We start from the raw sequence: 17,979 nt of genomic DNA, 5'->3' as shown, positions 1-17,979 counted from the left end.
TCGCGGCCGCGAACGGCGATCACCCCTACGGTCTCCCGCGGAGCGCTCCATGCCGATGGGCCAGCGCCTCATAGGACGCCGCCAGCGCCGGCGCCGCCGCCTCATACGTCCGCTGCGCCACCCCCACGAACAGACAGTCCACCACCAGCAGCTGACTCGTCCGAGAGGACATCGCCGCCGGCCGCAGCTCACTCTCCCGCGACGTGGACGTGGTCAGCACGTGGTCGGCGTACTGCGTGACGGGGCTGTCGGGACGCCCGGTGATGGCGACGGTCGTAGCGCCGCGTTCGAAGGCGGCCCGCAGCGGTTCGATGACGTCCCCGGTCGACCCGGAGTGGGTGATCGCGAGGGCGACGTCCCCGGCGCGCAGCTGCACCGCGTTGGTCACGGCGAGGTGCGGGTCGTTGGGGGCGTGGGCTATCAGCCCTATGCGCAGGAGTTTCTGGGTGAGATCCTGGGCGACCAGCCCGGACGCGCCGATGCCGTACACGTCGGTGCGGCGGGCGGCCGCCAGCGCGGCGACGGCCGCGCCGAGCTGGCCGGTGTCCAGCCCGGCGGCGGTGTCGGCGAGGGTCTGCTGCTCGTCGTAGGCCAGCTTGGCGACGACGTCGGCGATCGGGTCGTCCACCGCGATGTCCGTCGTGATGGCGGGCGCGCGGCCGGACTGCTGCTGGGCGGCGAGCCCGGCCAGCGCGAGGCGCAGATCGCGGTAGCCGGGGTAGCCGAGCAGCCGGGCGGTGCGTACGACGGTCGCCTCGCTGGTGCCGGTCAGCTCGGCGAGACCGGTGACCGTGAGGGCGGCGCAGCCGGCCGGGTCGCCGGCGACGGCCTCGGCGACCCGCTGCATGGAGCGGGTCATCGACGGCGCCAGCGTGCGCACCTTGGCCGCGAGGGCGGCGGGCGCGGGCGGCGCGGTCCCGCCGCCGGTGGCGCGACGGCCCCCGGAGGCGTGCGCGAAAGTTTCCTTCACTTCATCGGTCACTCATGAAAGATATTTTCGTTTCGGTCCGCGGGTCAAGAGTGCGCACAATGGGTGCATGGACCCCATCAGCCCCCTGGAGCAGACGCTGCACGCCGCGCGCGCTCTCGTACTCGCCGATCTGGTGGCGGGCCAGGTCGCCGAGCCGGACGTCGTGTCGCTGGTCGAGGAGTCCGTCGTACAACGGCGTTGGTGGGTCGAGCAGTGGCCCGAGGGCGCGGAGTTCGTGGCCGGGCTGGTCGCGCAGGACGTGCAGGACGCCCTGCTGGAGCGGTACGGCCGCTGGCCGCTCTGCCCGGTCTGCGGCTCCGGCGACCCGCACGCGCTGGACGTCGAGCCGGAACTGGGTCCCGACCCGCACTGGGTGTGCGGCAAGGCGGGCGTGAAGGTCGCCGCGGTCGGTTCGCTGGGCGGCGCCACCGGCGGCTCCGCCCCGTGAGGACGCCCCGGTGACCGTCTACATCGACCCGCCGACCTGGCCGGGCCACGGCCGCATGTGGTCGCACCTGGTCAGCGACGTCTCCTACGCCGAGCTGCACGCGTTCGCCGCGACGCTGGGCGTGCCGCGCCGCGCCTTCGAACGCGACCACTACGACGTCCCCGCCCAGCGGTACGCGGACGCGGTGTCCGCCGGTGCGCTGGAGGTCAGCAGCCGCGAGGTGGTGCGGCTGCTGCACGGGGCGGGGCTGCGGCGCCGCAAGGGCTTCTCCGGAGCCGCAGCAGGTTCCGGCGCTCAGCCGCGCAGCTCGTAGGCGAGTTGCCCCTCGTCGCCGGCGACCCGGGTGAAGCCGGCGCGGGTGATCACGGCCTGGGAGGCGACGTTGGCGGGCTCGGTCGTCGCGAACACGGACGTCACCTCGTCCCGCGCCAGCGCCCACGCGGACAGCGCGCGCAGCGCCTCGGTGGCGTAGCCGTGGCCGCGGGCCGCCTCGGCGAGGTCGTAGCCGATCTCCACCCGCCCGTCCTCGTCCGGCGGGCCGTGGAAGCCCATACCGCCGACCGCGCGCCCGTCCTCCGCGCGCACGAGCACGAAGACACCCCACTCCGGCCGGTGCACGCCCCCCTCGTACGCCTTGAGCAGCATGCCGGCGGCGTCCCGGGTGCCCTGGAAGGGCCCGCCGTCGACCCACTCGAACCCGCCGTCGCCGCCCGCGGCGAGGTCGGTGGCGGCGGCCGGGGTGACGCCCTGGAGGGTGAGCCGTGCGGCCGGGATCACCAGGTTGTTGCGCCAGCGCCACTCGGTGACCGGGGCGCGTCCGGGCAGGTCGCCGCGGCCGGTGGCCCACAGCAGGGTGCGCCAGGGGTCGGTGCCGGGCTGGACGTGCGGGAAGATCCGGGCCAGGACGTCCGCGCACAGCTGGGCAGGCGGCTCGTAGGTCAGCCCGAGGACCTCGGCGATGTCGTGCGTGTGCAGGAACACCTCGGCGAGCCCCATCGCGGCGAAGCCCTCGCGGTTCGCGCTGCGGTACGGGTACGGGTGGAAGACGCGGACCTCGCGCGGGGTGGTGCGCACGGTCGCGGCGAGCAGTGCGCCGCTCGTCTCGATCACCTGGAGCACGTCCTCGGTGCCGGTGCCCTCGTCCAGGGTGATCTCGAAGGGAACCCACGCCTCGGTGGCGCGTCCGGCCAGCTGGCCCGCGTAGGCGATGAGGACGCCCGCGATGTGCTCCGCCGTGTACCGGCAGCTCCACTCCAGCCGGCCCGCCCGCGCCGTCTCCCAGTCCCGGCCGGCCGCCGTCCGCAGCAGCGCGACGGCGCCCGCGACGGCTTCCTCCACCTGTTCCCCACCCATGGTCCGCATGCCGGGCAGGCTAAGCGTCCGGGGCGTCTCCGAGCGACAGCATTTCCAGCTCGCCGGTGATGTTGTGGCGGGCGGTCGCCTCCCACTCCCGGCGGCCGTGCGGGGTGTGGAACAGCCGGGGCAGGCCGAGCAGCTGCCGAAGGACCGCGGCCCGGCCCTCGCGGAAGGCGTCGTTCGGCACGAAGTGGTACTCCTCGCGCACGGCGACCGTGTACGCCGCGTAGGCCGACGGCGGCGAGGCGAGGACCGCCAGGTCCGCGTCGCACAGCACCTGTCCGTCGCGGTCGTCGTCGGCCGGGGCGTGGGTGACGGTGAGGCGGACCAGCCGGGCCACCTCGGCGGTGCGCTCCGCCGGGACCCCGGCCTCGGCCAGGGCGCGCTCGGCGAGCCGGGCCGAGCGTTCCTCGTTCTCGGAGCGCTCGGGGAGGTAGACCGCGTCGTGGAACCAGGAGGCGAGCCGGACGGCGGCCAAGTCGTCGGCGTACTCGGCCAGTACGTCGACGTGGTCCAGTACGGCGGTCAGGTGCGCGAGCGTGTGGTACCGCCGGTGCGGCTCCTGCCAGCGGGCGAGCAGGCGGTCGGCGTACGGCGCCGGGTCGGGGCCGGAACCGGGGGCGGCGGCTTGCTCCAGGGCACGGGCGAAACGGGAGCGCAGGGCGTCGAGGTCGGCCATGCGCCCATTCTTCCAGCTCCCAGCGATAGCTCTGGTGATAGCCTCTCACTCAATCTTGACGATGAAGCGGAGAGGTGGCGGACCATGCCCGAGGCGCGCACCGGGACCCCGCGCGAGCGCTACCGCACCCAGGTGCGCGCGGAGATCAAGGAGCACGCGTGGGAGCAGATCGCCACGGCGGGCGCCTCCGCGCTCTCGCTCAACGCGATCGCCAAGCGGATGGGCATGAGCGGGCCCGCGCTCTACCGGTACTTCGCCGGCCGCGACGAGCTGATCACCGAACTGGTCCGGGACGCCTACCGCAGCCTCGCCGACAGCTTCAAGGCGGCCGCCGACTCCGGCGCCGACCTCGCCGGACTGGCGCACGTCCTGCGCACGTGGGCCCTCGCCGACCCCCACCGCTACTTCCTCGTCTTCGGCACCCCCGTCCCCGGCTACCACGCCCCCGACGACATCACCGCGATCGCCGCCGAGACCATGGCGGTCATCCTCGACGCCTGCGCCGCACTGCCGTCGGACGGCCCCGCCAGCGACTTCGACGCGCACATCGACGGCCACCGGCAGTGGGCGGGCGGCCACCCGGCCCCCGCCGCGGCCCTGCACCGCGCCCTCGCCTTCTGGACCCGCGTGCACGGCGCCCTCTCCCTCGAACTCGCCGGACACTTCACCGGCATGGCCTTCGACCCCGCCCTGCTCTTCGACGCCGAGGTCGACGACCTGTCGGGACGCTGACCGCGGCCCCCGCCCGGCCCTAACGTGGGGTCCATGACGACTCCTGCCGACGTGAACGACGTACGCGACCCCGAGCTGCCCGGGCGGCTGCTGACCATCGAGCGGGACGCACTGGTGCCCCTGCTGCGGGCGCGGGCGGACGCGGACTTCGCGCTGCCCGTCGCCGCGTGTCCGGGCTGGACTGTGCGCGACGTGCTGGCGCACTGCTCTTCCGCGCTGATCCGCGTGGTGGAGAGCCGCTACGAGGACGGCGTCTTCTCGCCAGCGTCCAACGACCGCGACATCGCCGAACGCGCGGACTGGAGCAACGCCCGCGTGGTGGACGAGCTGGAGCGCGGCATGACCGAGGCCGGTCCGGTGATCGGCCGCGCGGGCGGCAAGCTGGACGGGATCGCGCTGGGGGAGTGGGTGCACGCGGGTGACGTGCGGACGGCCCTGGGCGAGCCGGGCGCGTACGCGGGGCCCGGCCTGCCCGCCGCCCTCGCGCTGCTCGGCACCCTCACCCGCGACCGCGGCCACGTGCCGCTCCACGCCGACCTCGACGACGTGGACGAGCCCCTGAAACTCGGCGCGGTGAGCGGTGAGCGGCCCCCGGGCCGGTTCATCGGCGACGCCGCCACCCTCGTACGGCTGTACGCGGGCCGGCCGCCGGGCGACCCGGCCGGGTACGAGCTGGCCGGGGTGGAGGCGGCGGAGCTGAACCTCTTCGGCGACTGAGGGGGCGCCCCGGCCTGCCGTCTGGGCGTAGTCTTGGATTGGACTAGACCTGTAGCAGGCCGACGAATGGGGTCCCATGAGCAAGCGTGCAGTCCTGGAGGTGATCGCCCTCGACGTCGAGGACGCGGTCGCCGCCCAGGCCGGAGGCGCGGATCGCCTCGAACTGGTCACCGACATGGCGGCCGACGGACTCACCCCGTCGGCCGAGACCGTCGCCGCGATCCGGGCCGCCGTCGACATCGACCTGCGGGTGATGCTGCGCCTCGCGGACGGGTTCGCCGCCGGGGACGTCGAACGGCTGACGCGGCTCGCCGGCCGGATGCGGGAGGCCGGGGCGACGGAGTTCGTGCTCGGCTTCCTCGACCCGGACGGGGACGTGGACCTCGACGCGGTGGAGCGGATCGCCGGGGTGCTGCACGGCTGCCGGTGGACCTTCCACCGGGCGATCGACCGCGCCGCGAACCGCGACGCCCTGCGCAAGCAGCTCGGGGACTTCCCGGGGCTTGACACCTACCTCACGGCCGGCGCGGCCGGCGGCGTGGACGAGGGCATGACCGTCCTGCTCGCCGAGGCGCGGCGGCGGGGCGAGCCGGGCTACGAGCAGCAGCTCCTCGTCGGCGGCGGCCTGCGCCTTGAGCACGTGCCGGGGCTGCTGGCGGCGGGGATCGACGCGTTCCACATCGGCGGCGCGGCGCGGCCCTCCGGGTGGGAGGGGCCGGTGTCGTCGGAGGCGGTCGCGGAGTGGCGGCGGGTGTTGGGGGACTAGTCTCCCCCCCAGCTGCGGGCAGTCGTGCCGCTGGGGCGGCACCCGTCCCAATGAGAGCGGCACCCCGCCAACGCGGGCGAGTGACACCCACGCCACGACACCGGTGCCCCGCAGCTATGAGGCCAACTGCGCCGGCAACTCCGTAGCGTGGGTCACGATCAGACCCGACACCGCACGCGTCAGCGCCACGTACAGCCGCCGCAGCCCCGTCCGCTCGTCCGGCTCCCCGTCCACCACGGCCCGCGGCTCGTCCAGCACCACGTAGTCGTACTCCAGGCCCTTGGCCAGCGAGGCCGGCACCAGGGTCAGCCGCGTGGCGTGGGTGGTCTCCTCGCCCGGCCCGACGTACCCGACGCCCGCCGCGTCGAGCGCCGCCGCCAGCTCCGGCACCCGCGCGTCCGCCGCGATCAGGCCGACGGAGCCCTCGCGGGACAGCAGCTCACCGCAGGCCGCCAGCACCCCGGCCGTCCCCGCGGGCGTCGTACGGACGTCGAAGAAGCCCGGGTTCTCGCGGATCGACGCGACCGGCGTCAGACCCGGCGCGATGTGCGGCAGCAGCCGGGAGGCGTACGCGATGACGTCCGTCGGCACGCGGAAACCGGCCGTCAGCTCCTCCACAACGGCCTCGCCCTTGCCGAGGTGCCCCAGCGCCTCGGCCCAGCTCCGCGTCGCCCACGGCGTGGTGCCCTGCGCCAGGTCGCCGAGGACGGTCGCCGAGCCGGTGGTGCAGCGCCGGCCCACCGCGCGGTACTGCATCGGGGAGAGGTCCTGCGCCTCGTCGAGGACCACGTGCCCGAGCGAGTGGGTGCGCTCGACCAGGTCGGTCGCCTCGTCGATCAGCACGGCGTCCGCGGGCGACCACTTGGCGGACTTCACCGAGCGGGCCGGCTTCACCCACAGCACCGCCTTCTGCTCGTCCTCGGTGAGGACGCCCGCGGCGTGCTCGGCGAGGAAGTCCGCGTCGGAGAGGAGCCGCAGGACCAGCTTCGCGGGGTCGACCGGCGGCCAGATGGCCTTCACCGCCGCCTTCACGGCGGCGTTGCGCGCCACCGCGTTCTGCACCCGGTCGTCCGGCGCCTCGCCCGCCCGCTCCATCTGCACCAGCACGAGGTGCGCGATGCGCTGCGGCAGCGCCTCGCGGGCGGCGCCGTAGCGGATGTCGCGGGCGAGCAGCTCACGGACGATCTCCTCCAGCTCGTACGCCGCCACCCGCCAGCGCCGCGAGCCGCGCACCACGACGATCCCCTCGGCGGGCGGGGCGACGTGCGCGTAGAGGGCCCGGCGCAGCACCTCCGCCATCCGCGCGTCGCCCTTGACCACCGCCGTCGCCGCCTCGTCCGCACCGCGCACCTCGACGTGACCGACCAGGTCCTCGACGGTGGCCTGGCGGACCGTCAGCTCGCCGAGGGCCGGGAGCACCTGCTCGATGTAGTGCAGGAAGGACCGGTTCGGCCCGATGACCAGCGTGCCGGTGCGGGCCAGGCGCTCGCGGTGGGCGTACAGGAGGTAGGCGACCCGGTGCAGGCCGACGGCGGTCTTGCCAGTGCCGGGGCCTCCCTGCACGCAGACCGAGCCGGTCAGCCCGGCGCGCACGATCTCGTCCTGCTCGGGCTGGATCGTCGCGACGATGTCCCGCATCGGCCCGACACGCGGCCGCTCGATCTCCTGCTGGAGCAGCTTGCTGGTGGTCGCCGCCTCGGCCGGGTCGGACAGGTGCTCGTCCTCGTACGCCGTGAGGTCCCCGCCGGTGTAGCCGAAGCGGCGGCGCAGCGAGACGTCCAGCGGGTCGTTCTTCGAGGCCCGGTAGAACGGCTGCGAGACCGGCGCCCGCCAGTCGATCACCATCGGGTCGCCGTCCCCGTCGTGCACATGACGGCGCCCCACGTAGAAGCGCTCGCCCTCCGCGCCCTCGGCCTGCTCGGCACCGGGAGCGTGCAGGTAGTCGAGCCGGCCGAAGAACAGCGGGGTCTCGCTGAGGTCGGCCAGCGCCTTGATGCGGTCCTCGATCTGGCTCTCCAGCACTGCGGCGTTGACCCAGTTCGCGGTCACGTCGGAGATGTCGAGGGACTCCACGTCCTCGCGCATGGCGCGCAGGGCGGAGCGCGAGGCGGCCAGGTGGGCGCGCTCGCGGGACAGGGGGTCGTCATGGACGGGCGTGGACAAGGCGGTGCCTCCGGGTGACCTGCGGTGCGGTGGGCGCGGGCGCGCGCGAGGAGCCGACCGGTTTCCAACCGGACGACGGCACTCCGTGAGGGAGGCGGGCAAGAGCGGAGATTTTAGGGGAGGGGGCGGGCGGCGGGCCAACTCTTTTTCGACCCCTAGGGGACGGGCCCTCCGACCTGAGGGGCACCCGTCCCCCGGGAGGCGTACGCGGGGGAGGAGCGGGTTCGGTCCCGAGACCGATGCCGGTCGGGGCCGCGCGGTCGCACCATGGAGACATGAGCGCAGCAACCATGTACCCCGCCCCGGCACCCGGCCGCGCGTCCGGTGCCACGCCCGTGGCCGGCAGCCACCGGCACCGGCTCGGCGACGCCGTGCGCGCCGTGCGGGTGTTCGCGGGCGCCGCCTTCGACGTGGTCGTGCTCGGCGAGTACGGCGAGGAGGCCGGCGTCCGCCGCCACTGACCCCGGACCGACAGGACCTGGCTAGGCCCCCTCAGACCCCTTCGCCGAGCACCTCGTCCGCGTCCATGATCCGGTACGCGTAGCCCTGTTCCGCCAGGAAGCGCTGGCGGTGGGCGGCGAAGTCCTGGTCGAGGGTGTCGCGGGCCACGACCGAGTAGAAGTGCGCCTGGTGACCGTCGGCCTTCGGACGCAGCACCCGGCCGAGCCGCTGCGCCTCCTCCTGCCGGGAGCCGAAGGTGCCCGACACCTGCACGGCGACCGTCGCCTCCGGCAGATCGATCGAGAAGTTCGCGACCTTGGAGACGACGAGGACGCTGATCTCGCCCTGCCGGAAGGACTCGAAGAGCTTCTCCCGCTGGGCGTTGGACGTCTCGCCCTTGATGACCGGCGCGCCCAGGTGCTCGCCCAGTTCGTCGAGCTGGTCGATGTACTGGCCGATGACGAGGATCTGCTGCCCGGCGAAGCGCCGCACGATCGCCTCCGTCACCTTCCGCTTGGTGTCGGTCGTCGCGCAAAAGCGGTACTTCTCCTCCGTCTCGGCGGTGGCGTACGCCAGCCGCTCGGAGTCGGTGAGGTTGACCCGGACCTCCACGCAGTCGGCGGGCGCGATGTAGCCCTGCGCCTCGATCTCCTTCCACGGCGCGTCGAACCGCTTCGGGCCGATGAGGGAGAAGACGTCCGACTCGCGGCCGTCCTCGCGCACGAGGGTCGCGGTCAGACCGAGGCGGCGCCGGGCCTGGAGGTCGGCGGTGAACTTGAAGACCGGCGCCGGCAGCAGGTGCACCTCGTCGTAGACGATCAGCCCCCAGTCCCGGGAGTCGAACAGCTCCAGGTGCGGGTAGACGCCCTTCCGCCGGGTCGTCAGCACCTGGTACGTGGCGATGGTGACCGGCCGGATCTCCTTCTTCGTACCGCTGTACTCGCCGATCTCGTCCTCGGTCAGGCTGGTCCGCCGCACCAGCTCGTGCTTCCACTGCCGGGCGGAGACGGTGTTCGTGACCAGGATCAGCGTCGTCGACTTGGCCTGCGCCATCGCACCGGCCCCGACCAGCGTCTTGCCCGCACCGCAGGGGAGGACGACGACACCGCTGCCGCCGTGCCAGAAGTTCTCCACCGCCTGCTTCTGGTACGGGCGCAGCGCCCAGCCGTCCTCCGCCAGCTCGATCGGGTGCGCCTCGCCGTCGACGTACCCGGCGAGGTCCTCGGCGGGCCAGCCCAGCTTGAGCAGCGTCTGCTTGATCTGCCCGCGCTCGGAGGGGTGCACGGCCACCGTGTCGGGGTCGATGCGGGTGCCGACCAGCGGCGCGATCCGCTTCGACTTCAGGACCTCCTCGAGCACCGGACGGTCGGTCGTCGTCAGGACGAGGCCGTGCGCCGGGTGCTTGGAGAGGGTGAGGCGGCCGTAGCGGTCCATCGTCTCGGCGATGTCGACGAGCAGCGCGTGCGGCACGGGGTAGCGGCTGTACTCGACGAGGGCGTCCACGACCTGCTCGGCGTCGTGGCCGGCCGCCCGCGCGTTCCACAGGCCCAGCGGCGTCACCCGGTAGGTGTGGATGTGCTCGGGCGCCCGCTCCAGCTCGGCGAACGGCGCGATGGCCCGACGGCAGTCACCGGCCCGCTCGTGGTCGACTTCCAGGAGCAGGGTCTTGTCGGACTGGACGATCAGCGGACCATTCACGGGCGGCACCCTCTCGCGTGCGTACGGCCGACAGCGACTCGACGGATCGGCCAAACGTCCAGTGTGCCTGATCGCGCCGCCGGGCTACTTGAGACTGATGTTGTTGATCAGCGGCCCCTCGATGGTGACGCCCTCGGTGACCAGCGGTTCCACGCCGGTGGCGGGCAGCGGGAGCGGCAGCGCGGCGGCCTTGGGAGCGAGCGCGCCGAACAGCGCCGCGCCGGTGATCAGGGCGGCCACGGAGACGGCGACGGCGGAGCGGGCGGTGGAGCGGAGGGGTTCGGCGGTCTTGGGACGCATGAGGAGCCTTCCGGAGCGAGGGGGAGGGAGAGGGAGGGATGGTGATCCGGAGCGGGCCGGGCCCAGGGGGACTGGGAGCCCGGCCCGCCCGAAGGGGATGCGACGGATCAGAGCTTGATCAGAGCCTGATCAGAGGGCGGGCCGTCAGAGGGTGACGCCTCCACCGAGGTCGATGCCGACCGCGGCGGCCTCGGCGGCGAACGCCGCGATCAGGGTCGCGGTGGAGGTCAGGACGGTGGCGACTCGGCGAACGGCAGTACGCATCGGGTTCTTCCTTTCGGTTTCGGTGCAGGACACCCCGTGGCTGCCCGACCGCCGAAAGGTCGATGCGGTTTATGAAAAAAGCTCCCTCTCAGGTGCGAATCACCCGGCGTGGCGTGCATGAACCGGCGCGTACGCCCGAAAGAGGGCGTGTCACGTCACGTCGTCGGCCAGTTCCGCCACACCCGTGACGCGGTGCAGCGGATAGGTGCGCACCTCGTCCGCCGTGTGGTCGTACGCCGTGACGAAGCCGCCCTCGACCCGGATCGGGGCGATCACGCGCTGGCTGGCGGAGCCCTCCGCGTTCACGTAGCCGATCCACAGCGCCTCGCCGGTCAGCACGGCCGCCTGCATGGTCGCGAGCGTCTCGGCGGCGCCCGTGCGGGGCAGCTCGCCGCCCGGCGCACTGCCCTCGCCGTCCCCGGGGCCCGGCTTGCGCGGGGCCGTGGAGGCCAGGTCGCCCGCCCGGACGGCGCGGATCGCGGCCGCCAGCAGGGTGTCGTCGGGCGCCGGCGGACCGTCCGGGACCGGCTCCGGTGCCGCCCGCGGCGGGGTGCGGCGGGCGTCGGCCCGCGCGATCAGCACATCGCCCGCGGCGGACTCGGCGGCCGGCGCGAACCCCATCGCGCGCAGCCCCTCAAGCAGCGCCGCCGGCTCGGCCTGCGCGGCCAGCACGGTCGGCGCGAGGCGCCGCAGGCCGAGGCCGGAGCCCCGCCGGTCGGCGAGGATCTCGTCCAGCGTCGCGTCGTCGTCGCAGCGCACGTACGCCGAGGCCGCGCCCACCCGCAGCTGCCCGTGCCGCCGGGCCACGTCGTCGATCAGGTACGTCAGGGGCTGCGGCACCGGCGTGCGGGAGTGCCGGGCCAGGAAGGTGTGCAGGTCGGCGGCGGTCTGCCCGGCGTCAAGCGCACGGCGCACCGAGCCCGGCGTGAACCGGTAGACGGTCGCCCCGCCCTTGGACTCCACGTCCGCGAGCACCCCCAGCAGGTCGGCCAGCGGACCCTCCAGCGGCCCCGGCGCCACCGCCGTCAGGTCGGCCTGGAGCAGCACGTGGTCCAGCGGTTCCGGGAGGAGCGGCGCGAGCAGCCGGGCGGCGGTCGCTGCGGCGGCGGCCCGTTCGCCCGGGGCCGGGGGAGCGGGCGGCGCGGGCGTGCGGTGGTGGACGGGGAGCTTGTCGCCGGGGCCCTCGGGCGCCTTCGCCGGATGCGGCGGCTCGGGCGCCCCGATCAGCGCCCGCCCCGGCGCCGCCAGTGCCCCGCGGCCGGTGACGCCCAGCAGCTCGGCCTCGGACAGCGTCCACCGGGCGAGCCGGGTCCGCAGGTCGTCCTCCCGCCGGTCCCGCTCGGGGCCGCGCAGGGGGCGCTCCCAGCGCAGCCGGGCCAGCATCGACTCCTCGGTGGGCGAGGCTCCCTCGGGCAGGCCCGCCAGCAGGGCCAGCACCCGGTGCCGTACCTCCGGCGCCGCCGAACGGTCCAGGTTCGGGCCCAGCGCGGAGAGCGTCCGGTCCTTCGCGTCCCGCCCGCCGACCACCCCCGACGTCCGGGTCGCCGTCAGCCACGTCTGCGCGAGGCTCGCCCAGCGCTCGGCGGGCGGCAGCTCCCGCCACTCGTCGTACGCCGGGGTCGGCGCGTACCGCTCGTCGGCCTCGCCGTCGGAGGCGATCAGGCCGGCCGCGTAGGCCAGTTCCAGCCAGAAGGCGGCGACCGGCTCGGGCAGGTCCAGGGCGACGGCCGTGCGCTTCAGGTCGCGCACGCTCAGCCCGCCCGCCCGCAGCACCGTCGGGCCGCCCTCGTCCCACTCCTTCAGCAGCTCCGCCACGGTCGCCAGCGCCGCGAGGGCCTGCCCGGCCGCGGTGGCGTCCACAACCTGTGGACGGTGCGTGGCGGCGGCCTCCACCGCCGGCGGGGCCGGCTCGGGCGCCCGGTGCGCGCGGCCCGCGCGCAGGTGCAGGGCGACCTCGCGGGGCAGCACGACCGTGCCGGGCGCGGTCGGCAGCAGCAGGCCGCGGTCGAGGAGCGCGCGCAGGTGCGCCGCCGGGTCATGGGTGACCTGCCCGTACGGGGGACCCCACACCAGCCGGGCCAGCACCTCCCGCGACTCCTCGGGCAGCCCGGCAAGGAGCGCCGTCATCCGGCGCCGGTCGGCGAACAGGGTGCCGAGCGCGGTCACCGCGGACACCGAGTCGTGGGTCGAGGGCAGACCGGCGGTGGTCACGATCTCCTGGATCCGCCCCGGCGACATCCCGGCGGTCGCCTCCCGCACGGTGGGCCCCAGACCCGTCGGGGACGGGTGCTGCGGGGAGGGCGCGAGCAGCTCACGGGCGGTGCGCACCAGCCGCAGCCGGTCGTCGGCGCCCCACACCAGGGCCTGCTCGCGCAGCAGGGCGACGGCCCGGGGCAGCGCCGCGGCGACGGCCGGGTCCTCGTCGTCCCCCGCCATCAGCCGGAGCAGCTCGCCGTACGGCGCCGGGTCCGACGCCACGGCCAGCGCCTCCGCCGTCTGGAGCGCGAACCGGTCAAGACGCTCCAGCGCCCGCACCACCGAGGCCCGGGTGCCGGCCCGGGTGGCGAGCTGCGTGAGGTCGGTGGGCACAGGGGTGATGAGGTCGGGACGGCTGCGCAGGAGGGCGGCCAGCGAGACGTCGTCCCGGACACGGAGCGCCTCCGCGAGGGACCGGGGGGCCGCGGACTTCTCCTCGGTGCTCATCCGGTCCACGTTAGCGGGTGGGGGTCACGGCGGGGGGCCGCGTGCGCCGGTGCCGTGCGCGGGGTGTCCGCCGCCCGCGGGAGGATTCGGTACCTTCGTCCGACGGGCTACCACAACACACCGCCCCGGAGGGGTCCGTGGGGATCGAGAGCGACCAGGTCGTCTACGAGTATCTGAGCCGCGTCGGCGACGTGGCCCAGCAGCGGCAGCTGCCGTCGGCCGCGCGCATGCGGCTGGTCTCCGAGCTGCGCAACGAGATCGACCGGCACCGGGCCAGGACCACCGTGGACAGTCCCGCCGCCGTCCGGCGCATCCTGGACCGGCTCGGCAGCCCCGACGACCTCGTCGACGCGGCGGGCGGCACGAGCGGGGTCCGCCCGGCGCCGGTGCCGCCGCCGACCGTGGTGCCCGAGCAGCGGGACACGGACCCCCGCAGGGCCGAGCGCCGCAAGGGCCTGCGGCGGAACGCGCCCGAACCCCCGCCCGAACAGCCGGCCGCCTCCCCACCCCATGTGGCGAGCGCGCAGGAGCTGGGAGGCGGCGGCCGTGGTCCGCAGCCGGACTGGTGGCGGGTGGAGGGCGGCCCGTTCGCCGGCGTGGGCGACAGCGTGCCCGGGTTCGTCGGCGGGGTGGAGATCCCGGAGCTGCTCAAGCCGCCGCCGAAGCCGGAGGACGAGGCCGGGAAGAAGGACGCCACCGCCGCGAAGCCCGCCGCGGTGGAGCAGGTCGTGGAGCCGGTCCCGGCCGGAAAGGCGCGGCGGCTGCGACGCCTGGCCCGGCCCTGGCCCGAGGGCGGCTGGAACAACCCCCTGCTGCTGCTCGCCGCCGGGCTCCTGGTCGTCGGTGCCGTCCTCGGCAACCTCGTCGCCCTGGGCCTGGGCTGGCTGATCGCCTACCTCTCGCGTCGCCTGACCGCGGCCCAGTCGAAGTGGGCGGTCCTGGGCCTGCCCGGTACGGTCGCCGTCGCCGGTGTGGTCTGGCTGTGGGGCCGCACGGAGGGCCGCTGGGGCGACCCGATCGCCGAGGGCCACATGAACGACGCGATCACCGAGACCTGGCCCTGGGTCCTCCGCGGCGCCGCTGTCGCCACGGCCCTGTACCTGCTCTGGCACGCCCGCCGCCCGCGGGGCTGAGCGGGCAGCTCGCCGCGGCCCGTCGGCGGGGGAGGGCCCGCCGGGGGTGCCGGGTGGGGCCTGCACAATGGGGGCCATGGCCTTCACCACCCGTACCGCGCCCACCGTCGGGTTCGATCTCGACATGACGCTCATCGACTCGCGGCCCGGCATCCGGGCCTGCTACCTGGCGCTGAGCGAGCGGACGGGGACGTACGTCGACGCCGACCTGGCCGTGACGCGGCTCGGGCCGCCGCTCGCCGAGGAGCTGGCCAACTGGTTCCCGGCCGAGGAGATCGCCGCCACCGCCGACCTCTACCGGGAGATGTACCCGTCGTACGCGATCGAGCCGACGCTGGCGATGCCCGGCGCCCGGGAGGCCGTCGCCGCCGTACGCGCGGCCGGCGGGCGGACGCTCGTCGTCACCGCCAAGTACGAACCCAACGCCAAGCTGCACCTGGCGCACCTCGGCATCGAGCCGGACGCCGTGGTGGGCAACCTGTGGGCCGAGCAGAAGGCCGTCGCGCTGCGCGAGCACGGCGCGGACGTCTACGTCGGCGACCACGTCGGCGACGTCCGCGGAGCCCGGGCCGCGGGCGCCCGCTCCGTGGCGGTGGCCGGCGGCCCGTGCGGTGCCGAGGAGCTGCGCGCGGCCGGCGCGGACGTGGTCCTCGCCGACCTGACGGAGTTCCCCGAGTGGCTCGCGGGCTACGGAGACGGCGAGGGCGACGGGGCGGCCGCCGCACGGGCCTGACGGCGCCCGGCCGCGATCGACTGGAACACCCCCGCCCCGGCGATCAGGAAGCCCACGCCCATCAGCATGCTCAGGCCGAACATGTAGGTGGGAAACGGCGTCGTCCCCAGCAGCAGCGGGGCCACGGTGACCAGAGTGGCCACCGTGCCGACGAAGAAGACGATCGCACCGGCGCGGATCAGTCGGTCACCGGGCGCGGCGGAATTCGATTGGGTTTGTTCACGCACCCGACCAGGGTAGTTCCCCGGCGCCGCAGGCCCGTTTCAAGGCGTGTCCCCGTGGAGAGACCCCCGGTAGGGTGTCCTGGCAGTAGTGCAACCGGCGTCGGTGCGTCCGGGACTGATCGAGGGAGCGTGTGCTTTGCCGACTGGCAAGGTCAAGTGGTTCAACAGCGAGAAGGGCTTCGGCTTTCTCTCCCGCGACGACGGCGGTGACGTCTTCGTGCACTCCTCGGTCCTCCCCGCCGGAGTCGAGGCGCTGAAGCCCGGCCAGCGCGTGGAGTTCGGCGTCGTCGCCGGGCAGCGCGGCGACCAGGCCCTGTCCCTGACCCTGCTGGACCCGGCCCCGTCGGTCGCGGCCGCGCAGCGCAAGAAGCCCGACGAGCTGGCCTCCATCGTCCAGGACCTGACGACCCTCCTGGAGAACATCACCCCGATGCTGGAGCGGGGCCGCTATCCCGAGAAGACGGCCGGCAAGAAGATCGCCGGCCTGCTCCGCGCCGTCGCCGACCAGCTGGACGTCTGACCCCGCCCGCTCGTCAGGGGAACGCCAGCGCGTCGGGGCCGAGGGCCGGTACCAATCCCTCGGCCGCCGCGCGTGTCAGCAGGCCCCGGATCGCCGCGTAGCCGGCCTCGCCGAGGTCGGCCGTGAACTCGTTGACGTACAGCCCGATGTGCTGGTCGGCGACGGCCGGGTCCATCTCCTGCGCGTGCTCCATGACGTAGGGCCGGGAGGCCTCCGGGTCGTCCCAGGCCGCGCGGACCGAGGTGCGGACCGCGTCGGCCAGCCGGGTCAGGGCCTCCGCGCCCAGCGACCGCCGGGCGATGATCGCGCCGAGCGGGATCGGCAGCCCGGTGGTGTGCTCCCAGTGCTCGCCCATGTCGGCGAGCTTGTGCAGCCCGTAGTTCCGGTACGTGAAGCGCGCCTCGTGGATCACAAGACCCGCGTCGACCTTCCCGTCCCGCACGGCCGGCATGATCTCGTGGAACGGCATCACGACGATTTCGCCGACGCCGCCGGGCACGGTGTCCGCCGCCCACAGGCGGAACAGCAGATACGCCGTCGACGTCTCGCTGGGCACCGCGACCGTGCGGCCGCGCAGGTCCGCGTCCGCCTCCCGGGTCAGCACCAGCGGCCCGCAGCCCCGGCCGAGGGCGCCGCCGCAGGGCAGCAGGGCGTACTCGTCGAGGACGTACGGCAGCACGGCGTACGACACCTTCAGTACGTCCAACTCGCCGCGTTCGGCCATGCCGTTGGTGATGTCGATGTCCGCGAACGTCACGTCGAGGGCGGGCGCGCCCGGCACCCGGCCGTGGGCGAGGGCGTCGAAGACGAAGGTGTCGTTCGGGCAGGGCGAGTAGGCGATGCGGAGGGTCTCAGCGCTCATGTGGGTTCCAACTCCTGAGGACGGGTGCGAGCTTCCCGAAGGCGTCCGTCAGCGCCGCGAGGGCCTCGCCGATGCGCCAGGCGGCGCGGTCGCGCGGGCCGACCGGGTTGGAGACGGCGCGCAGTTCCAGTACCGGCACCCCGTGCGCGGCGGCGGCCTCGGCGACGCCGAAGCCCTCCATCGCCTCGGCCAGCGCGTCGGGGTGGCGGGCGCGCAGCAGCGCGGCGCGTTCGGCGGTGCCGGTGACGGTGGACCCGGTCAGGACGGTGCCGGGGCGGGCGCCGGTCGCGGCGGCGGTGGCGCGCACCAGGGCGGGGGGCGGGTGGTGGGTGACGGTGCCGAAGCCGAGGTCGGTGACCGGCAGGAAGCCGTCGGCGGTCTCGGCGCCCAGGTCGGCGGCGGTGATCGCGTCGGCGACGACGAGCGAGCCGACCGGCGCGTCCGGCAGGAAGCCGCCGCCGATGCCGGCCGAGACGACCAGGCCGTAGGGGGCGCCGTCGAGCGCCGCGGCGGTCAGGGCGGCGGCGGTGGAGGCGGCGGCGAGGGCGGGGCCGACCCCGGCGGCCAGCAGGTCCGGGCCGCCGTCCGGGAGGCGGTGCAGGGCCACCCCGGGACGGGACAGCTCGGCGGCCGGGTCCGGGAACGCCCGAGCCACCGCGTCCCGCTCGGCGGGGACCGCGGTGGCCACGAGAACGCGCGTGGAGGACGTGGTCAGTCGTCCTTCTTCAGCTTGAAGGACCACAGACCGGTGGCCTCCTCGCTGTCGTCCTTGCCGTCACCGGCCTTGATGGTGACCAGCGTGGAGTCGCCCTGGGCGCCGTACTGGGCGTTGAAGAACACGCTGCCCGGGACCGTCCGGTAGGTGTTGTCCGTGTCGTCGGTCAGCTGCTGACCGTTCATCAGGATCGTCCAGCGCTCGTCGGCGACCTCCGGGTCGACGCCGAAGCGGACCGTGTCGTCGGCGTTGACCGAGATGGACTTGACGTTGTCGTCCTGCAGGCACTCCTGGATCTCGGCGGTCTCCAGGGTCTTGCCGTGCCCACCGCAGGCGGCCTCGGAGCTGACCGAGTCACTGCCGACCGTGACCGTGGCCATGGGCGTGGGCTTGTCACAGGCGGACAGCAGGAGCAGTCCGGCGGATACCGCGCCGGCGGCGGCGACGGCGCGGCGGCGCCGCACAGCGCCGTGTCCGAGGGCGGCAGTGCCGCGGAGCAACGTGGTCATGGGCGAAGGCTATCTGGCGCCCGCGGCCCGTCCCCCACCTGGGTAC

The 17,979-nt window shown here is 74.6% G+C and carries 20 protein-coding genes; 9 read left to right on the top strand and 11 right to left on the bottom strand.

Annotated features, from left to right (window positions below; all coding sequences use genetic code 11):
* Positions 1-25 precede the first annotated feature (25 nt).
* On the bottom strand, positions 26-982 hold the full coding sequence (locus ACFC1X_RS31785) for a MurR/RpiR family transcriptional regulator (RefSeq protein ID WP_376360321.1): 957 nt from the start codon (positions 980-982) through the stop codon (positions 26-28).
* A 55-nt stretch (positions 983-1,037) separates the two neighbouring features.
* Here ACFC1X_RS31785 and ACFC1X_RS31780 point away from each other — a divergent pair, with 55 nt between their 5' ends.
* The gene (locus tag ACFC1X_RS31780; protein ID WP_307013266.1) at positions 1,038-1,418 is read left to right on the top strand and encodes a hypothetical protein; all 381 of its coding nucleotides are present in this window, start codon (positions 1,038-1,040) and stop codon (positions 1,416-1,418) included.
* Between the two features lie 10 nt (positions 1,419-1,428).
* Entirely contained in the window at positions 1,429-1,731 is a 303-nt protein-coding gene (locus ACFC1X_RS31775) for a DUF4031 domain-containing protein (RefSeq protein ID WP_376360318.1), read from the top strand.
* On the opposite strand, the gene ACFC1X_RS31770 is transcribed toward ACFC1X_RS31775, so the two are convergent.
* Positions 1,713-2,780 carry a GNAT family N-acetyltransferase gene (locus ACFC1X_RS31770; protein WP_376360315.1) on the bottom strand — a complete coding sequence of 356 codons (1,068 nt, stop codon included), beginning with the start codon at positions 2,778-2,780 and terminating at the stop codon, positions 1,713-1,715. The genes ACFC1X_RS31775 and ACFC1X_RS31770 overlap by 19 nt on opposite strands.
* A gap of 10 nt (positions 2,781-2,790) precedes the next feature.
* Positions 2,791-3,453 carry a hypothetical protein gene (locus ACFC1X_RS31765; RefSeq protein ID WP_376360312.1) on the bottom strand — a complete coding sequence of 221 codons (663 nt, stop codon included), beginning with the start codon at positions 3,451-3,453 and terminating at the stop codon, positions 2,791-2,793.
* A gap of 84 nt (positions 3,454-3,537) precedes the next feature.
* Between ACFC1X_RS31765 and ACFC1X_RS31760 the strand changes: the two genes are divergently transcribed.
* The 3 genes from ACFC1X_RS31760 to ACFC1X_RS31750 all read left to right on the top strand — a co-directional run bounded on the left by ACFC1X_RS31760 (position 3,538) and on the right by ACFC1X_RS31750 (position 5,668).
* Positions 3,538-4,185, top strand: coding sequence for a TetR/AcrR family transcriptional regulator (locus ACFC1X_RS31760; RefSeq protein WP_376360309.1), 648 nt, complete (start codon positions 3,538-3,540; stop codon positions 4,183-4,185).
* Between the two features lie 33 nt (positions 4,186-4,218).
* The gene (locus tag ACFC1X_RS31755; RefSeq protein WP_376360307.1) at positions 4,219-4,902 is read left to right on the top strand and encodes a maleylpyruvate isomerase family mycothiol-dependent enzyme; all 684 of its coding nucleotides are present in this window, start codon (positions 4,219-4,221) and stop codon (positions 4,900-4,902) included.
* A gap of 76 nt (positions 4,903-4,978) precedes the next feature.
* Complete coding sequence (locus tag ACFC1X_RS31750; RefSeq protein WP_376360304.1) at positions 4,979-5,668, top strand: copper homeostasis protein CutC; 690 nt, start codon at positions 4,979-4,981, stop codon at positions 5,666-5,668.
* Between the two features lie 114 nt (positions 5,669-5,782).
* Here ACFC1X_RS31750 and ACFC1X_RS31745 read toward each other — a convergent pair whose 3' ends face one another.
* Positions 5,783-7,831, bottom strand: a complete 2,049-nt coding sequence (locus ACFC1X_RS31745) for a HelD family protein (protein ID WP_376360301.1) — start codon at positions 7,829-7,831, stop codon at positions 5,783-5,785.
* A gap of 275 nt (positions 7,832-8,106) precedes the next feature.
* Here ACFC1X_RS31745 and ACFC1X_RS31740 point away from each other — a divergent pair, with 275 nt between their 5' ends.
* Positions 8,107-8,292 (top strand): hypothetical protein, encoded by a 186-nt coding sequence (locus ACFC1X_RS31740; RefSeq protein ID WP_376360298.1) that lies wholly within the window; start codon positions 8,107-8,109, stop codon positions 8,290-8,292.
* Between the two features lie 31 nt (positions 8,293-8,323).
* Here ACFC1X_RS31740 and ACFC1X_RS31735 read toward each other — a convergent pair whose 3' ends face one another.
* The 3 genes from ACFC1X_RS31735 to ACFC1X_RS31725 all read right to left on the bottom strand — a co-directional run bounded on the left by ACFC1X_RS31735 (position 8,324) and on the right by ACFC1X_RS31725 (position 13,237).
* Complete coding sequence (locus ACFC1X_RS31735) at positions 8,324-9,970, bottom strand: DNA repair helicase XPB (RefSeq protein ID WP_376360295.1); 1,647 nt, start codon at positions 9,968-9,970, stop codon at positions 8,324-8,326.
* An 84-nt stretch (positions 9,971-10,054) separates the two neighbouring features.
* Complete coding sequence (locus ACFC1X_RS31730) at positions 10,055-10,270, bottom strand: hypothetical protein (protein ID WP_376360292.1); 216 nt, start codon at positions 10,268-10,270, stop codon at positions 10,055-10,057.
* Positions 10,271-10,684: 414 nt separating this feature from the next.
* Entirely contained in the window at positions 10,685-13,237 is a 2,553-nt protein-coding gene (locus ACFC1X_RS31725; RefSeq protein ID WP_376360289.1) for a helicase-associated domain-containing protein, read from the bottom strand.
* A gap of 137 nt (positions 13,238-13,374) precedes the next feature.
* Here ACFC1X_RS31725 and ACFC1X_RS31720 point away from each other — a divergent pair, with 137 nt between their 5' ends.
* Both ACFC1X_RS31720 and ACFC1X_RS31715 read left to right on the top strand, forming a co-directional pair.
* The gene (locus ACFC1X_RS31720; RefSeq protein WP_376360286.1) at positions 13,375-14,370 is read left to right on the top strand and encodes a hypothetical protein; all 996 of its coding nucleotides are present in this window, start codon (positions 13,375-13,377) and stop codon (positions 14,368-14,370) included.
* 76 nt (positions 14,371-14,446) lie between these two features.
* Complete coding sequence (locus ACFC1X_RS31715; RefSeq protein ID WP_376360283.1) at positions 14,447-15,103, top strand: HAD family hydrolase; 657 nt, start codon at positions 14,447-14,449, stop codon at positions 15,101-15,103.
* Here ACFC1X_RS31715 and ACFC1X_RS31710 read toward each other — a convergent pair.
* On the bottom strand, positions 15,058-15,330 hold the full coding sequence (locus ACFC1X_RS31710; protein WP_307013243.1) for a hypothetical protein: 273 nt from the start codon (positions 15,328-15,330) through the stop codon (positions 15,058-15,060). The genes ACFC1X_RS31715 and ACFC1X_RS31710 overlap by 46 nt on opposite strands.
* Positions 15,331-15,463: 133 nt before the next feature.
* Between ACFC1X_RS31710 and ACFC1X_RS31705 the strand changes: the two genes are divergently transcribed.
* Complete coding sequence (locus ACFC1X_RS31705; protein ID WP_053132946.1) at positions 15,464-15,847, top strand: cold-shock protein; 384 nt, start codon at positions 15,464-15,466, stop codon at positions 15,845-15,847.
* Between the two features lie 13 nt (positions 15,848-15,860).
* Here ACFC1X_RS31705 and ACFC1X_RS31700 read toward each other — a convergent pair whose 3' ends face one another.
* Genes ACFC1X_RS31700 through ACFC1X_RS31690 form a run of 3 tightly spaced genes read right to left on the bottom strand, consistent with a single transcriptional unit; the run spans position 15,861 to position 17,933 of the window.
* A complete protein-coding gene (locus ACFC1X_RS31700; protein WP_376360279.1) occupies positions 15,861-16,709 on the bottom strand; it encodes a 1,4-dihydroxy-6-naphthoate synthase in 849 nt (282 codons plus the stop codon).
* On the bottom strand, positions 16,699-17,397 hold the full coding sequence (locus ACFC1X_RS31695; RefSeq protein WP_376360276.1) for a futalosine hydrolase: 699 nt from the start codon (positions 17,395-17,397) through the stop codon (positions 16,699-16,701). The genes ACFC1X_RS31700 and ACFC1X_RS31695 overlap by 11 nt, the downstream gene beginning before the upstream one ends.
* Before the next feature lie 23 nt (positions 17,398-17,420).
* Entirely contained in the window at positions 17,421-17,933 is a 513-nt protein-coding gene (locus ACFC1X_RS31690; RefSeq protein ID WP_376360274.1) for a DUF2771 domain-containing protein, read from the bottom strand.
* Between the last annotated feature and the right edge of the window lie 46 nt (positions 17,934-17,979).

This window comes from Streptomyces sp. NPDC056128 (assembly GCF_042263835.1).
In the GTDB taxonomy this organism is placed as follows: Bacteria; Actinomycetota; Actinomycetes; order Streptomycetales; family Streptomycetaceae; genus Streptomyces.
This window is presented reverse-complemented; position numbering and strand designations above follow the sequence as displayed.

Excerpts from the sequence above, each read along its gene's own strand:
- ACFC1X_RS31780 (WP_307013266.1), top strand. The coding sequence starts at position 1,038 with ATGGACCCCATCAGCCCCCTGGAGCAGACGCTGCACGCCGCGCGCGCT.
- ACFC1X_RS31770 (WP_376360315.1), bottom strand. The coding sequence starts at position 2,780 with ATGCGGACCATGGGTGGGGAACAGGTGGAGGAAGCCGTCGCGGGCGCC.
- ACFC1X_RS31765 (WP_376360312.1), bottom strand. The coding sequence starts at position 3,453 with ATGGCCGACCTCGACGCCCTGCGCTCCCGTTTCGCCCGTGCCCTGGAG.
- ACFC1X_RS31760 (WP_376360309.1), top strand. The coding sequence starts at position 3,538 with ATGCCCGAGGCGCGCACCGGGACCCCGCGCGAGCGCTACCGCACCCAG.
- ACFC1X_RS31755 (WP_376360307.1), top strand. The coding sequence starts at position 4,219 with ATGACGACTCCTGCCGACGTGAACGACGTACGCGACCCCGAGCTGCCC.
- ACFC1X_RS31750 (WP_376360304.1), top strand. The coding sequence starts at position 4,979 with ATGAGCAAGCGTGCAGTCCTGGAGGTGATCGCCCTCGACGTCGAGGAC.
- ACFC1X_RS31740 (WP_376360298.1), top strand. The coding sequence starts at position 8,107 with ATGAGCGCAGCAACCATGTACCCCGCCCCGGCACCCGGCCGCGCGTCC.
- ACFC1X_RS31730 (WP_376360292.1), bottom strand. The coding sequence starts at position 10,270 with ATGCGTCCCAAGACCGCCGAACCCCTCCGCTCCACCGCCCGCTCCGCC.
- ACFC1X_RS31725 (WP_376360289.1), bottom strand. The coding sequence starts at position 13,237 with ATGAGCACCGAGGAGAAGTCCGCGGCCCCCCGGTCCCTCGCGGAGGCG.
- ACFC1X_RS31715 (WP_376360283.1), top strand. The coding sequence starts at position 14,447 with ATGGCCTTCACCACCCGTACCGCGCCCACCGTCGGGTTCGATCTCGAC.
- ACFC1X_RS31700 (WP_376360279.1), bottom strand. The coding sequence starts at position 16,709 with ATGAGCGCTGAGACCCTCCGCATCGCCTACTCGCCCTGCCCGAACGAC.
- ACFC1X_RS31690 (WP_376360274.1), bottom strand. The coding sequence starts at position 17,933 with ATGACCACGTTGCTCCGCGGCACTGCCGCCCTCGGACACGGCGCTGTG.